The organism is Acinetobacter sp. SWAC5, assembly GCF_003419885.1.
In the GTDB taxonomy this organism is placed as follows: Bacteria; Pseudomonadota; Gammaproteobacteria; order Pseudomonadales; family Moraxellaceae; genus Acinetobacter; species Acinetobacter cumulans.
Genome location: NZ_QUWR01000032.1, coordinates 1 through 16,014 on the forward strand (window position 1 = coordinate 1; position 16,014 = coordinate 16,014).

General features: G+C 42.7%; 11 protein-coding genes. 3 read left to right on the forward strand and 8 right to left on the reverse strand.

The annotated features are described in order from the left end of the window. Positions 1 to 329 precede the first annotated feature (329 nt). The 7 genes from DYI81_RS16315 to DYI81_RS16350 form a co-directional block, all read right to left on the reverse strand. Positions 330 to 1,745: an efflux transporter outer membrane subunit gene (locus DYI81_RS16315; protein WP_117008113.1), complete on the reverse strand. Its 1,416-nt coding sequence runs from the start codon at positions 1,743 to 1,745 to the stop codon at positions 330 to 332. 10 nt (positions 1,746 to 1,755) lie between these two features. Beyond that, complete coding sequence (locus DYI81_RS16320) at positions 1,756 to 3,735, reverse strand: MacB family efflux pump subunit (protein WP_117008114.1); 1,980 nt, start codon at positions 3,733 to 3,735, stop codon at positions 1,756 to 1,758. 2 nt (positions 3,736 to 3,737) lie between these two features. Further along, positions 3,738 to 5,066 (reverse strand): MacA family efflux pump subunit, encoded by a 1,329-nt coding sequence (locus DYI81_RS16325; protein ID WP_117008115.1) that lies wholly within the window; start codon positions 5,064 to 5,066, stop codon positions 3,738 to 3,740. 173 nt (positions 5,067 to 5,239) lie between these two features. Continuing rightward, positions 5,240 to 6,223, reverse strand: coding sequence for a DNA polymerase III subunit delta (holA, locus tag DYI81_RS16330; RefSeq protein ID WP_117008116.1), 984 nt, complete (start codon positions 6,221 to 6,223; stop codon positions 5,240 to 5,242). Between the two features lie 12 nt (positions 6,224 to 6,235). Further along, positions 6,236 to 6,793, reverse strand: a complete 558-nt coding sequence (gene lptE, locus DYI81_RS16335) for an LPS assembly lipoprotein LptE (RefSeq protein ID WP_117008117.1) — start codon at positions 6,791 to 6,793, stop codon at positions 6,236 to 6,238. Between the two features lie 207 nt (positions 6,794 to 7,000). Continuing rightward, positions 7,001 to 9,622, reverse strand: a complete 2,622-nt coding sequence (gene leuS / locus DYI81_RS16345) for a leucine--tRNA ligase (protein WP_117008118.1) — start codon at positions 9,620 to 9,622, stop codon at positions 7,001 to 7,003. Positions 9,623 to 9,800: 178 nt separating this feature from the next. Then, positions 9,801 to 10,157, reverse strand: a complete 357-nt coding sequence (locus tag DYI81_RS16350) for a DUF4124 domain-containing protein (protein WP_117008119.1) — start codon at positions 10,155 to 10,157, stop codon at positions 9,801 to 9,803. 700 nt (positions 10,158 to 10,857) lie between these two features. Between DYI81_RS16350 and DYI81_RS16355 the strand changes: the two genes are divergently transcribed. From DYI81_RS16355 to ilvC, 3 genes are all read left to right on the forward strand, one after another. Next, positions 10,858 to 12,585: an acetolactate synthase 3 large subunit gene (locus DYI81_RS16355; RefSeq protein ID WP_106986083.1), complete on the forward strand. Its 1,728-nt coding sequence runs from the start codon at positions 10,858 to 10,860 to the stop codon at positions 12,583 to 12,585. After that, positions 12,582 to 13,073: an acetolactate synthase small subunit gene (gene ilvN / locus DYI81_RS16360; RefSeq protein ID WP_106986084.1), complete on the forward strand. Its 492-nt coding sequence runs from the start codon at positions 12,582 to 12,584 to the stop codon at positions 13,071 to 13,073. Before DYI81_RS16355 ends, ilvN begins: the two co-directional genes overlap by 4 nt. Before the next feature lie 111 nt (positions 13,074 to 13,184). After that, positions 13,185 to 14,201 carry a ketol-acid reductoisomerase gene (gene ilvC / locus DYI81_RS16365; protein WP_106986085.1) on the forward strand — a complete coding sequence of 339 codons (1,017 nt, stop codon included), beginning with the start codon at positions 13,185 to 13,187 and terminating at the stop codon, positions 14,199 to 14,201. A 750-nt stretch (positions 14,202 to 14,951) separates the two neighbouring features. On the opposite strand, the gene DYI81_RS16370 is transcribed toward ilvC, so the two are convergent. After that, entirely contained in the window at positions 14,952 to 15,887 is a 936-nt protein-coding gene (locus DYI81_RS16370; protein WP_117008120.1) for a hypothetical protein, read from the reverse strand. Between the last annotated feature and the right edge of the window lie 127 nt (positions 15,888 to 16,014).

Below are 16,014 nucleotides of genomic sequence, written 5' to 3' on the forward strand. Positions count from 1 at the left end.
GAGATCCATGCACGTGTAGCCGTGTTAAATAAATTTACCGAGTTAGGTCAACCACATACCCAAGTTATGCCTTAAATTTGAGTAGATATGGGCAATCTTAATTTTTACATCTTTGTGCAACAAAGCCCTTATAAGGTTGAAGGTGTCAGTTTGAATTCAAATAAATTTGGATTTACTCACTATTTAATTTGTATTTTATGTGCCTACATAGGGTTATTGTGCTTTACTACTTTTGTTGAGTTTATCGCGCAAACGCGAGGTCACGGGTTTGATAATTACTTGAAGTTTTGGAATTTCTTTTAAAAAAAGCCCTTTCGGGCTTTTTTATATCATGGCAACTGCTTAATCGGGCTACCACCCAAAGCCTGCATCAAGGTCACATAAGCATTGTATTGACTCTGCTTGGTTTGCACCAAAGACAAACGTGCATCACGAGTCGTCTTCTGCGCATCAATCAAGTTTTTCAGGGCGACCGCGCCATTACGGTAACGTACTTCAGTCAAACGCTCAGTCTTTTCTGCAAGCTGCACATTACGCTCTTGAAGCTGTACCTGTTTGTCCAGTTCATTGCGCGCCGACAGCGCATTTTCTACATCAGCAAAGGCTGCATATAAAGTTTGACGGTACTGAATAATCGACTTTTCATATTCCAGTTCATTGACCTTTAAATCACGTTTCATGTCATTCCATTGTAAAAATGGCAAAGACAAACCCGCGCCTAAAATGGCTGCAGGATTGGATAAAACCTCAGTCAATGATGTACTGCTGCCGCCAGTTGTTAAACCGCCAGTTAAGCTGATTGAAGGGTAGTAACTGGCTTTATTGGCATCTTTATTGGCTAAGGCTTTACGCAAACGCAATTCTGACGCTTTTAGATCTGGACGGCGCGACAGTAGATCCGCAGGCAGGCCCGCTGCAATATTTGGTAGGGCTTTACGCGGTAAACGTGCAGGTTCTGCAATATTTAACTGCTGTACAGGACGCTGTAGTAAAACGGCCAATGCAGTACGCGTCTCGACCTTTTGCTGCTCAATTTGACTTAGGGTTGCTTTTTGGCTTTGTACGGCCTGTTCGGCAGATGTTAAGTCCAAACCTGATACAGCGCCTGCTTTGTATTGAACTTTAACCAAATCATAAGTCTTTTGCGTGCTGGCTAAATTTTGCTGCGCAACGGCAAAGCGTTCATTTAAATAGCCTAGCTGCCAATACAGATTGGCTGTCGTGGCAATTAAACTTTGTGCAGTTGCCTGCAAGTCTTGTTCAGAGGCTAAAGCTTCCCAGCGCGAAGCTTCAGTTTGGTTTGCCAGTTTGCCGAACAAATCCAGCTCATAACTGAGCCCAGGGTAGTTCAACGAAATACCATTTGAAGAGTCGCCATCGCCATCTAAGCTAAAACGATGTCCAACGGAAGCGCCTGCTGTGCCAATGCGGATGCCTTGCTGGCTTTGGTTTTGTTTTGCCTGAATGCGCGCTTGCTGTAGATTGATGCCTGCAACTGCTAAATCCGTATTGGCATTTAAGACTTGATCCACCAGCTGATTCAGCTGGGCATCATTAAATAATGTCCACCACTGATCTGCAGAAGCATCTGCATGTATTTGCTGACTCATGGCTTTGCTATTTTGAAAGCTGGCAGGCATATTTACCGCGGGCTGTTCGTATGGCGATTTCACCATCGCTGCGCAGCCCGTCAGGCTACCTCCGAGAATCAGGGCGCCTGCAAGTTTAGTTAAATTCATTTGCATTATGTTTTCCTTATTCTCTAGACAGAGCATCAACAGGGTTAAGGCGGGCGGCATTACGTGCAGGGATGAAACCGAACACAATACCGATCATGCTAGAGCAGACAAATGCTGCGATGATAGATGTCGTTGAATACGCCATTTGGAAGGTGCCACCAGCAAAATGGCTGATCAGTTGCCCAATACCCAAGGAGAGCAGTACACCTAAAATGCCACCTAAAATACAGACTAAAACTGCTTCAATCAGGAACTGTTGCAATATATCGCTTTGACGCGCGCCAACCGCCATGCGCACACCAATTTCTTGGGTACGCTCAGTCACAGACACCAGCATAATGTTCATTACGCCAATCCCGCCAACCACAAGGGAAATGACCGCAATAGCAGAAACCAAAAGGGTCATGGTTTGTGTGGTTTGCTGAATGGTTTCACGAATACTGTCTGAGTTTTGGGTAAACACATCTTGCGCGCCATGACGTTGCACCAGCAGATTCAAAATCGCATTTTCCGCGGCAGCGCTTGGATATTCGTCTTTCACCCGAACAATAATGCTACGCACATTGGACTGGCCTAGCATACGGCTCATCACTGTCGAATAGGGCAAATACACATTTAAACTGTCGTTGCCACCCATCATGCCTGTTTGCGCTTCAACTACACCAATAATTCGGCTGGGTACACTGCCCAGTAAAATGACTTGGCCAACGGGATTGCTACCATCACTGAAAAAAGTCTTTTTGGTATTGTCATCAATGACCACGTCCTGAGTTTGTTCAGTCACGCTTTCTTTATCAAATGGCTGCCCAGAGGCGAACTCCATACCTTTAACATAGAAGTAGTCTTCACTTACCCCATTGACGGTAGCAGAAGCCTCCGTGTCTTTAAAACGCGCTGTAACACTGCTGCTGACTGTCGGACTGACGCCTTCAACATAAGGCTGTTCAGACAACGCCGTAGCATCTGCTGGAATCAAGGTTTTAACTTGTGAGGAGCGGGAGTTATCACCAAAACCACGGCCTTGATACACCGTAATGGTGTTGGTGCCCAAACTGCTGATATTTTCCAGAATTTGCTTTTGTGAACCATTACCCAGAGCCACAACTGAAACCACAGAGGCGATACCAATGATAATGCCCAGCATGGTCAAGAAGGTACGCATACGGTGCGCATTCATGGCCAGCAGTGCCATACGGAAGGCTTCTGCTAAGCGGTCAATCCCCGAACGCCATGCCGAAGTTCTTTTTTTGATGGCTGGCTGCAATTCCTGCTGTACCAATGTCTCGCCTTCAATTTCAGGCACATTCGGTTGATCGGAAATAATATTACCGTCACTGATTTCAATAATACGAGTGGCATTCTTTGCCACATTATGATCATGGGTCACCAAAATAATTGTGTGGCCCTTGGCATTCAGTTCCCGCAAAATGCGCATGACTTCAATGCCACTATTTTTGTCCAAAGCACCCGTAGGTTCATCGGCCAAAATCACGTCGCCGCCGTTCATCAGCGCACGTGCAATGGATACACGTTGTTGCTGACCACCAGACAGTTGGCTTGGACGGTTTTGGGTTTTTTCACCTAGGCCAAGTTCAGTCAGCAAATCCTTTGCACGGGTTTGTCGTTCAGACGAATCTACACCTGCATAAATGGCTGGAACTTCGACGTTGCCTGCTGCGTTTAAATCACCCAATAGATGATAGCGCTGGAAAATAAAACCAAAATATTCACGGCGTAGCTGTGCCAGTTCATCGGCTTCAAGTTCGCGAGTTTCGCGCCCTTTAACTTTATAACTACCCGCTGTAGGCTGATCGAGACAGCCTAAAATATTCATCAGCGTTGATTTACCAGAGCCGGACTGACCCACAATCGCCACTAATTCTCCAGGGTAAATCGAAAGATTCACCCCTTTTAAGATCTGAACAGTGCTTTCACCCGCAGGGAACTCACGTGTCAGATCTTTGACCTCTAGTAGAGGCTGTTGATTTTGACTCATGATTACATTCTCATTGGGCCAGCGCCACCACGGCTGTTGCTACGTTTAGCCGAATCATTGCTGGTATCAGTTCCATCCGCAATAATGACTTTTTCGCCTTGTTTTAGACCTTTTAGGACTTGTGCAGTGACACGGTTATTTAAACCAATTAATACAGGTTGAGGCTGAGCGCTACCATCTGCTTGTACAACACGAACCATTGCCATAGATGCTTTGCCTTGTTTTACTAAGGCTTTTTCCTCTGCACTTAGTTCTAAGCGTTTAGGTCGTTGAGTCGCATCTGGGTTGTTGCTTGCTTCTGAGGCACTGCTGTCGGCATCGCTACGCGCTTTACGCGGACGGTTAGATGTTTGAATGGCAGCTGCTGGCACAGTCAGTACATTGCGCGCTTCATCTAAAATAATATAAACCTGTGCGGTCATATCAATACGTAGCTTGCCGTCTGCATTGGGTACATCAAACAAAGCATTGTAGTAAACCGCTGTACTTGATGATGAGGTAGAGCTGTTACTGGTTTCATTATTAATTGAAGAGGGCGCAGGTTCGACTTGGCGTAAAGTGGCGTAATGTTTGGTTTCGCTGTCACCAAGTGTTGTGAAGTAAACACGCTGGCCTTTTTCCACTTTCATCACATCTGCTTCAGAAATTTCAGCTTTGATGGTCATGTCATCCAGTTTTGCCAACTTCACAATCGTTGGCGCGCTTTGGTTGGCGTTCACCGTTTGGCCTTCTTCAGTCACGATTGCGACAATTGTGCCATCCATTGGTGCAACAATTTGTGTGTAGCCTAAATCTTCTTTGGCCGTTGCTAAGGTTAAGCGAGATTGTTCAATTTGTGCATTAATTGCCACAATATCAGCCTGAGCAGTTTTGTAGCTGGCCAGTGCCGATTCAAGTTCTGCACGTGATGTTGCATCTTGCGCATACATGGCTTGCTGACGCTGATATTCAGCTTCGACTTTGGCTAAATTCGCCTGTTTTACAGCAAGCTGTGCTTGTTGATTTTTAATGTTGGCTTCCGCAGTTTTTAATTCATTTTGTTGGCGTACAGAATCAATTTGTGCAATCAACTGGCCTTGTTTGACTTGATCACCCAGTTGCACATACATTTTTTTTACCTGCCCCGACACTTGAGCACCGACGCTGACCATTTTGGTCGCTTCTAATACGCCTGTGGCCAATACCGAGTTCTCTAAATCGCCGCGAGTAACTTCAGCAGTAATAAACTGTGGCTGTTGTTGTTTAGGTTTAAAAAAGTACCATGCCGTAAGGGCTATGGCGAGAGTGCAAATGATTGCTATAAGCAGTTTCGCTGGTTTTATTTTCGGCATGATTAATTGGAGAATTTGAATGAGAATAGATCAAGTATAGATTTTAATTACGGATAAATCGTGAATTTTTTATACAAACAGAAATGATTCTTATTATAAAGAAGCTGAGTGTTTAAGAAGTCAGCAGACTCAATCTCAATTATCATTGAGTCTACACATGAGGTTGATATAAATTAAAACAGGCTTCGACCACATAGGCTGGCAATCGCCTGTTGTACAAGGTGCTCTGGGTTTTCATGGCCAAGACCTTTAATTGATGCATCAATACGTAACAAAAGTGCAGGCCATGCTAAAAAAACATTAGGATTGAGGCGACGTAAGGCTTGTTGATACAAGCTGACTTTAGTTTTCCAAATCCCCAGCTGTAAGGCGTTTTGTGGCTGCTCAAACAGCGCCATCAATAAGCGCATATCTTTACTGATGCTCCACAAGATGAGACTCATCGGTTCGCCAGAGGCGATTAAATACTGAAAAATTTTAATCGACTGTGCCAAGTTGCCTTGTAGCATGGCATCGTTTAGATCGTAGGTGGTATAGCGAGATTGATCTTGTAGGCACGAATATAAATGATCAATTTGAATGATGTCGACATCAGCAAAGGTGTCGCTCACGCGCATTAAACTATTTTTGGCGGCTAATAGATTATGCTCATGGTGTTGCTCTAACCATTGCCATGCATCATTGGCTAATCTTATTCCTAGCTTTTGAGCTTCAACCGCCAAAATTTGCTGGCGATCTTTGGCATAGTTCGCGGTCAGTGCGACGTTAACGCCATTGGCGTCAATCGTTTGGAAGAAAGCGGTTTTTAAACTACTAGCATCTTGCTTGGGCATGACCACCAATAAGAGATTATGCTCATTATGCTGTAAATAGCTTTTGAGTTCTTTTAGCCCATTGGCATCAGGTTTAATGTTGCCATGCACTTCAATGGCCAACTGACTTGAAAACAGCGATAAGCTATTGAGTGCATTAAAGACGGTTTTCCAATCACTTACACTTGTAATATCAAAGCGTTGACGCTCGATTTCTTGCTTTTGCCAGCTGGCCCGAAAGGCATCAATTAAGTTTTGCTCAAGTAGAGGTTCTTGGCCATGTAAGACCCAAGCACCTCGAGCTTCATCAATACGTTTTAGGGCTTGTAGATAATCGAGCTTCATACGGTTTAAAGCTTATTCCGCAGCAGTTGCAGGTAGCGTAATACTCACAGGAGCATTCGTACGCTGTACAGCGGGTGGTAAACGATTCGATGAAATTTGGCGCGCAATTTGTTGTGCGACATCATCAATAATTACTTTGTTTAAATAAGTTTGTTCTTGATCATCCGTGTTTACAGTTGCCACGTCATATTGGTAGGTACGAGTTGCCATTACCGTACGTGGTTCAGTTACGGGGTTACCTTGTGCATCTTCAATGCGGAAGGTGACATTCAGACGCAATAGGGTTTCAATCAGTTTGCCATTCAACTCAAGACGGCGCGGGGTGTATTCCAGCACACGTAACACATAGTTGTTGCTGTCATTGCTTACTTTAACGCCAGCAGCACCTAAATAAATCTGAATTTTCTCTTCGAGGTCATCTGCATTTTTAGGAAGTGCCAAGCTCATGTTGGCATAAGTTACAGGTGCAACATTTGGGTTCGTGCCTTTCAAATGAAAGCCGCAGCCTGTAAGGCTTGCACCTAGACCCAAGGTTAATACAATTGCAGCAACACGTTGAACCAAATGCATGCGGTGTCCTCTGTCGTTATTAAACGCGATTTATATAAATTAAATTCTGTAGGGATTGTAAAGTCAAAGCCCGTTGGCTGGCAACGGGCTTTGTTTGGGAATTGTTTATTCCTTTTAGTTCCCCTCTTTCGTAAAGAGGGGTTAGGGGAGATTATTTTTGACGAAATCCCACCAAACCTCCCTTTGTAAAGGGAGGCTTAAAGGCTGTTAAACCACCAAGTTTACCAACTTATTCGGCACAACAATTTCTTTCTTAGTTGGGCTCGTTAAGTATTGTTGAACTTCTGGAAGTGCTTTTGCCATCGCCAAAATATCATCTTTAGACGCATCAACTGCAACTTCTAACTTAGCGCGAAGTTTGCCGTTAATTTGAACTACAATTGTTTGTGTGTTGCGTGTTAACGCAGATTCGTCAACGCTAGGGAATGCAGTAGCGGTCAATTCAATGCCAAACTCAGCCAATAATGTTTGGCTTAAGTGTGGTGCAAACGGTGCAAGCAACGTTAATAATGCGATGATAGATTCACGGGCAACCGCAACATCGTTATCATCTTTTGCTTCAAACTTGTTGTTTGCATTCAGCAATTCCATCATCGCTGCAATAGCAGTGTTAAATGCATGACGGCGCTCGATGTCATCCCCCACTTTTTGGATGGTTTCATGCGTTTTTCGACGTAGGTCTTGTGCATCTTTTGATAAGTTTGCCTTATCAATTGCAGTTGTTGCATTGCCTTTTTCAAGGAAACCTGTGGTTAAACGCCAAACACGTTTCAAGAAACGGTTCGCACCTTCAACACCTGCATCTGACCATTCAAGTGATTGATCTGGTGGTGCAGCAAACATCATGAATACACGTGCAGTATCTGCGCCGTATTGGTCAATAATGGCTTGCGGGTCGATACCGTTATTTTTCGATTTCGACATTTTCTCTTGACCGCCAACGATCACGTCTTGACCATCTTCTTTGTATTTCGCAGAAGTGATACGACCTTTTTCGTCTTTTTCAAGTTCGATATCGGCAGGGTTAAACCATGTTTTCTTGCCTGACTCAGCTTCACGGTAGTAAGTGTCTGCAAGCACCATGCCTTGTGTTAATAAGTTAGTGAATGGTTCATTACCTTGTACCACGCCTTCATCACGCATCAATTTGTGGAAGAAGCGTGCATAAAGTAAATGTAGAATCGCGTGCTCAACACCACCAATATATTGGTTTACAGGAAGCCAAGTTTGTCCCGCTTCAGGTTTTACCATGCCATCAGTGAAGTCTGGAGATGCATAACGTGCGTAGTACCAAGAAGATTCTACGAATGTATCCAAGGTATCTGTTTCACGACGTGCGTCGCCACCACAGCATGGGCAAGTCGTTTCATAGAATTCAGGCATTTTGTTCAATGGGTTGCCTGAACCATCTGGAACCACGTCAGTTGGAAGTACAACAGGCAGTTGCTCTTCTGGTACTGGCACTTGACCACAGGTATTACAGTTAATCATTGGAATTGGACAACCCCAATAACGCTGACGAGAAACACCCCAGTCGCGTAAACGGAATTGAACTTTAGCGTTTGCAAGTTCAGCAGGTTCTAATTTTGCAAGGAATGCATCAAATGCACCTTGGAAATCTAAACCGTCAAATTCGCCTGAATTGACCAGTTTACCTTCTTTAGAGCCGTACCATTCTTGCCAAGTTGTTGCATCAAAGTCAGCATCATCAGCGCCTTTGGCATCAATCACTTGTTTGATGGTTAAGCCATATTTGTTAGCAAATTCGAAGTCGCGCTCATCGTGTGATGGAACCGCCATCACCGCACCTGAACCATAAGACATCAATACGTAGTTTGCGATCCAAACAGGAACTTCTTCACCAGTTACTGGGTGTTTTACAGAAAGGCCTGTTGCCATGCCTTTCTTTTCAGCTTGAGCAAGGTCTGCTTCTGCAACAGAACCCATGCGACATTCTTCAATAAATGCAGCCAATTCTGGGTTTGTTTCAGCAGCTTTTAACGCCATTGGGTGTTCTGCAGCAACCGCAACATAGGTTACACCCATCAGTGTATCTGCACGTGTGGTATAAACAGTGAGGCTGTCTGCATAAACTGCTGGATTTGCAGAAGGGAAGGTAATTTCCATACCTTGCGAACGGCCAATCCAGTTACGTTGCATCGTAAGAACTTGCTGTGGCCAGCCGTCTTTTAATGTGTCTAGATCATCCAATAATTCTTGCGCATAGTCAGTAATGCGGAAGTAGTACATTGGAATATCGCGTTTTTCAACCAATGCACCCGAACGCCAACCACGACCATTTTCGACTTGTTCGTTCGCTAAAACAGTTTGATCTACTGGGTCCCAGTTCACTGTAGAAAGCTTACGGTAAATTAGGCCTTTCTTATAAAGCTGTACGAATAACCATTGTTCCCAACGGTAGTATTCAGGTGTGCAGGTTGCAAACTCGCGGTCCCAATCTACAGACAAGCCCAGTTTTTTCAGCTGATTGCGCATGTAGTCAATGTTTTCGAAAGTCCATTTAGCTGGAGCAACTTGGTGGGCAATCGCTGCGTTTTCTGCAGGTAGACCAAAAGCATCCCAACCCATAGGCTGAAGTACAGTTTCACCTTTGAGGCGGTGGAAACGGCTGATCACGTCACCAATCGTATAGTTACGCACATGACCCATGTGAAGCTTGCCACTTGGATAAGGGAACATCGAGAGGATATAACGACGTGGGCCTTCTACTTGGTCGGCAACTTTAAATGCTTTATTGGTTTCCCAAGCTTGTTGAACTTGAGGTTCAATCGCGCTCGCTTGATATTCAGGGTCGATGTGAGTAGTCATATACGTATATAGGAACAATGGTTAAAAAGTTTGTGACACAGCATAGCGCAAAACATACCTAAAAGTGAATTTGGCGATGCTTTAAAATAGGAAAAAGCCACCGATTCCTATAAACCAAAGTGAGTTGTCACTGTTTAGCTTAAAGGCTGTGGCTTTTTAATGGAGCAAGCCAAGTGGTTTAACGTGCATTTCCTGTGGCTGTAGCAGGTGGGGTTGATTGGCCTAAGTGTGGAGTGGGTGTAGGTTGGTTCTGCTGATTGTTATTCGATGTATTTGTGGCAGGGGCAGTTTGAGGTGTAGCAACTTGCTCATTTTCAGATGCATTGTTTGCTTTAGCTGCAGGTGTTGTTTTCCAGCCATACGTTTCTACTTTGCTTTTCTTCTTAGCGCTACTTGGTGGTGGTGTCGCCGTATAATGTGTTGAACCTTTGGCATCTACCCATTTATAAAAATTTTGAGCAAATGTGCTTGGTGCGATACTCGCTAGTGCAATTGAAAGGCCAAATAAGCCAATCGTTGTATAGGTATTTTTCATGTCGATTAGATGTCCTTTTTTATTCAATAACAAATCATGATAATGAAAATTATAAGGAAATTTTGCGCCATTTTTTATGAACACGCTATGTCTTTTTGTATGACAACAGATGAGTGGTGTTTATTAAATACAATGCTTTTAAAATAGGCTGTTATTGCTTGGAAATTCATCAAGATTTAAATAGTCATATAGATTGAATTGAGCAGAACTTAGGGCGAGGCAAATAAAAAATCATTTTTATATTTAAATTATTTATTCAATATATAAAAGTTTTTTATTTGTTTTAAGGATTTATGACGAAAAATCAGTGTAGGACGAGATTGTGCGCTATTTCGCAAAGATTAAAAAATATACGGTCTCTAAATAAACAAGAAAAAGCTAATTTTTAAACTTGACATTAAGGGTTTAAACCACAAAAATGCTGTCTTTAGTTTTATATGTCTTAGATCGATCACCCTTCGAATAAGTACATTTTAGCAATGGACTTCTTCTCTAGCCGAGAAGATGAACAAAGCCAACAAAATATGTTTATCCCAACATGTTTTAGGCCCCATATTGCTCAAACAGCAAGCAGGTCAGATTTTTTTCTTATTGCTATGAAAACTATGAAATTTGTGTGCTATAACAGTGCAGACAATCAATGAATGAGCGTCGCAAATGCCTCCCATTTGCCGACGAAAAAAGATTAGGGTGAATCACGTTGGAACTTTTATCTGGTGGTGAAATGCTTGTTCGCGCATTAGCGGACGAAGGCGTTGAACATGTTTTTGGATATCCAGGCGGCGCAGTACTGCATATTTACGATGCGCTATTTCAACAAGAAAGAATTAACCATTACCTCGTACGTCACGAACAAGCTGCTGGCCACATGGCAGATGCTTACTCACGTGTAACAGGTAAGACTGGTGTTGTTCTCGTAACATCAGGTCCGGGCGCGACCAATACAGTCACTCCAATTGCTACAGCCTACATGGACTCAATCCCAATGGTGATTTTGTCAGGCCAAGTTGCGAGTCACTTAATTGGTGAAGATGCATTCCAAGAAACTGATATGGTCGGTATTTCTCGTCCAATTGTAAAACATAGTTTCCAAGTGCGTCATGCTAGCGAAATCCCTGCAATTATCAAAAAAGCATTTTATATCGCTTCATCTGGTCGTCCAGGTCCAGTAGTAGTCGATATTCCAAAAGATGCGACCAATCCTGCAGAAAAGTTCGCTTACGAATATCCTGAAAAAGTAAAGATGCGCTCTTACCAGCCACCTCACCGTGGTCATTCAGGTCAAATCCGTAAAGCAATTGAAGAGCTTCTTAACGCTAAACGCCCAATTATTTATACGGGTGGTGGTGTTGTACAGGGCAATGCTTCAGCTTTATTGACAGAGCTTGCGCATTTATTGGGTTATCCAGTTACGAATACCTTAATGGGCTTAGGCGCATTCCCAGGTACTGATCCACAATTTGTGGGCATGCTGGGTATGCATGGTACATACGAAGCCAATATGACGATGGCGAATGCTGACGTGATTTTAGCGATTGGCGCGCGTTTTGATGACCGCGTAACAAACAATCCAGCTAAATTCTGTCCAAACGCCAAAGTCATTCATATTGATATCGACCCAGCGACGATTTCAAAAACAATTATGGCGCACATTCCAATTGTAGGTGCAGTTGAACCTGTACTTCAGGAAATGTTAGCGCAGTTGAAACAGCTGAATGTTTCTAAGCCAAACCCTGAAGCAATTGCGGACTGGTGGAAGCAAATCAATGCATGGCGCGAAGCGCATGGCTTAAAAATCGTTGCGCCGACTGACGGCACAATGAAGCCTCAACAAGTTGTTGCTGCATTGGACAAAATTACCAATAGCCAAGCGATCATTACTTCTGACGTAGGTCAGCACCAAATGTTCGGCGCGCTGTACTACAAATATACGCGTCCACGCCAATGGATTAACTCTGGTGGCTTAGGCACCATGGGTGTGGGCTTGCCGTATGCAATGGCTGCTAAGCTTGCATTCCCAGATCAACAAGTTGTTTGTATTACAGGTGAAGCATCCATTCAGATGTGTATCCAAGAACTTTCTACATGTAAGCAATATGGCTTAAATGTAAAAATTCTATGCTTGAACAACCGTGCGCTAGGTATGGTTAAACAATGGCAGGATATGAACTACGAAGGCCGTCATTCGAGCTCTTATGTAGAGTCATTGCCTGATTTCCCTAAATTGATGGAAGCATACGGTCACGTAGGCATTCAAATTGATCATGCGGATGAGCTTGAGTCTAAGCTTGCTGAAGCAATGGCAATTAATGATAAATGTGTATTCATCAACGTGATGGTTGATCGTACAGAGCACGTTTATCCAATGTTAGTTGCTGGCCAGTCAATGAAAGACATGTGGTTAGGCAAAGGGGAGCGCACATCATGAGACATATCATCTCTGTACTTGTAGAAAATGAAGCAGGCGCGCTTTCACGTTTGGTGGGTTTATTTTCTCAACGTAACTATAACATTGAGACTTTAAACGTAGCGCCAACTGAAGATTCGACACTTTCACGCCTGACTTTGACGACTTATGGTGATGACCACAAGATTGAGCAAATTACCAAGCAGTTGAACAAACTTGTTGAAGTTGTAAAGGTAGTGGATCTTTCTGAAGGTGCGCACATTGAGCGTGAATTGATGCTGATTAAAGTAAAAGCGCTAGGTTCAGCACGTGCTGAAATCAAACGCACAGCAGATATTTTCCGTGCCCAAGTAGTTGATGTAACACCAACGACGTATACGATTCAAATCGCGGGTACAACTGAAAAGATTGACGGTTTTATTGATGCTTTGGCTGAAAATACCATTCTTGAAGTTGTACGCTCAGGTGTTTCGGGCATCGCGCGCGGCGAAAAAGTTTTAACAATCTAATTTTTTAAACATACATGCCTGCCTGAAAGGGCAGGCGCTCAGCACGGCGAAGATCAAAAAACATCAATGTGTTGAGTTAAGGAAACAAAAAGCATTTTAGCGGAGACAGCAATGCAAATTTTTTACGATAAAGACTGCGACTTATCTATCATCCAATCTAAGAAAGTAGCGATCATTGGTTATGGTTCACAAGGCCATGCTCACGCGCTTAACCTTAAAGATTCTGGCGTTGACGTAACTGTAGGTTTACGTGCTGGTTCTACTTCTTGGAAAAAGGCTGAAAATTCTGGTCTTAAAGTTGCTGAAGTTCCTGCTGCTGTAGCACAAGCTGACGTAGTAATGATTTTGACTCCAGATGAGTTCCAATCTCAGCTTTACCGTGACGTAATTGAACCAAACATCAAGCAAGGTGCTACTTTAGCATTTGCTCATGGTTTCTCTGTTCTTTATAACCAAGTTGTTCCACGTGCTGACCTTGACGTAATCATGGTTGCGCCTAAAGCGCCTGGTCACACAGTACGTTCTGAATACCAACGCGGTTCAGGTGTTCCAGATCTTATCGCGATTCACCAAGATGCTTCTGGCAACGCTCGTAACCTTGCTCTTTCTTACGCTTCAGGCGTAGGTGGCGGCCGTACAGGTATCATCGAAACTTCATTCCGTGAAGAAACTGAAACTGACCTTTTCGGTGAGCAAGCAGTTCTTTGTGGCGGTGCAGTAGAATTAGTTAAAATGGGCTTCGAAACTCTAGTTGAAGCTGGTTATGCTCCAGAAATGGCTTACTTCGAATGTCTACACGAACTTAAATTGATCGTTGACTTAATGTTCGAAGGCGGTATCGCGGACATGAACTACTCAGTATCTAACAACGCTGAATACGGCGAATATGTAACTGGTACTGAAGTGATTAACGAACAGTCTCGTGAAGCTATGCGCAATGCACTTAAACGCATTCAATCTGGCGAATACGCGAAAATGTTCATCAACGAAGGTGCTTTAAACTACCCTTCAATGACTGCTCGCCGTCGTCAAAACGCTGCTCACGGTATTGAAGTAACTGGTAACAAGTTACGTGCGATGATGCCTTGGATTCAAGCGAACAAAATCGTAGACAAAGAAAAGAACTAAGTTCTAATTTCTGAGTCAAAAAAGCCCCTGTTTTAACAGGGGCTTTTTAAATGGTTGAAGGCGAAGGTTGCGTGCCTCCAAAGCAAGTAAAGCAGTGCTTTCCTTGCTTTACGTACCTTGGATTCAAGCGAACAAAATTGTAGACAAAGAAAAGAACTAAGTTCTAATTTCTAAGTCAAAAAGCCTCTGTTTTTAACAGGGGCTTTTTTTATGCCTTATTGAATATAGTATCAAAGTTACGTGCCTCAAATGATGTAAGCGATGCTTACATCATTTTCGTGCCTTGGATTCAAGCAAACAAAATCGTTGATAAAGAGAAAAACTAATTTCTCGAATCAATTGATTTGAATATAAAAACCCGCTCATTTTGAGTGGGTTTTTTAATGTCTAAAGTTACGTGCCTTAAAAATAGAAAAGCATACTTTTCTATTTTTGCGTGCCTTGGATTCAAGCGAACAAAATCGTAGACAAAGAAAAGAACTAAGTTCTAATTTCTAAGTCAGTCAAAAAGCCTCTGTTTTTAACAGGGGCTTTTTAAATGCTTGAAGGCGAAGGTTACGTGCCTCTAAAGCAAGTAAAGCAGTGCTTTCCTTGCTTTACGTACCGTGGATTCAGGCGGACAAAATTGTTGATAAAGAGAAAAACTAATTTCTTGAATCAATTGATTTGAATATAAAAACCCGCTCATTTTGAGTGGGTCTTTTAATGTGATTTGATAAAAATAGCTGCACAAAATGATGAATTTCTTTCTTACATCAGGTTTTCTTTTCTACGCGGTTGAATTTGAAACAGCGCCACTTGCTGATCTGCTGCCAGATAATGTCTATGCTGGCATAGCGCATAAAATAAATAGATGAAGCTAATGGCTATGACTGCAGTGCTGAGCAAGCCGAGCAAAATATTCAGAATAATGTCATCAATTACTTTGAACAGTGTTGAGTATAAGACCGTAATGGCCAATACACTCAGTACAGTCGCATAGAGGCTTAATTTGACGGCAAGTTTATTGTGTAAAGCTCTCTTTTCGGCATGGCTCAGCGGGTTTTTATTCTCCCAAATTAATTGAGGATGTTCGGGGTGGTTAGCTTTAATCGTCTGATACTGCACATGATTGAAAGAAGGCAAAGTTTGTGAGAGCGCAAGTTCAAAATCACCAAGATTGATAATCTGAGAATGCAGGGTGATATTTTCAAAGGCTTCACCGTGAAAGCTGTAATGCCAATGTTGATCCTGTTCTGAATAGTATAAGTAAATTTTTCTCAGATCATCAGGATGTAAACAAATTGGGCTAAGCAGTGGGCCATGATGGAAGAACCACCATCGAGCGCGATTTTGAAAAAATTTGCCTTTCTTAAAATATACAGCTGATTCTGTTGAATTGAGTAAATACAACTGAATTAATGTTTCTGATTCAGCAGATAAATACAGTGTGATAGGCTGATTGATTAAGGAAAGAATGTAACTTTCACGATTCTTAAAATCGTTTGGATTATAAATATCAGCTTGGTAGAAATGCTTAAAAACACGTGTGATAGTTTGAAATTTTGGATGGAGATATTTAATTTCAAACTCAATCAGATTGTCTTTGGGGTGATGCGAGATTATTTTTTTGATTGTGCCTGTTGTAGAAAAATAAGCAGATTGATCGATTTCGCGTTTAATTTTCCGTTTGATCTTACGATCCATCTGTTAGAACCCATTTAAAGTGTCTATATTCTCACCAATAAAAATGTCTAGTTTATGATGGTTTTTATCACCATGGACTGGATATAAATATAGATGCTGATCACTATGTCTGACAAAGAAATTCAAC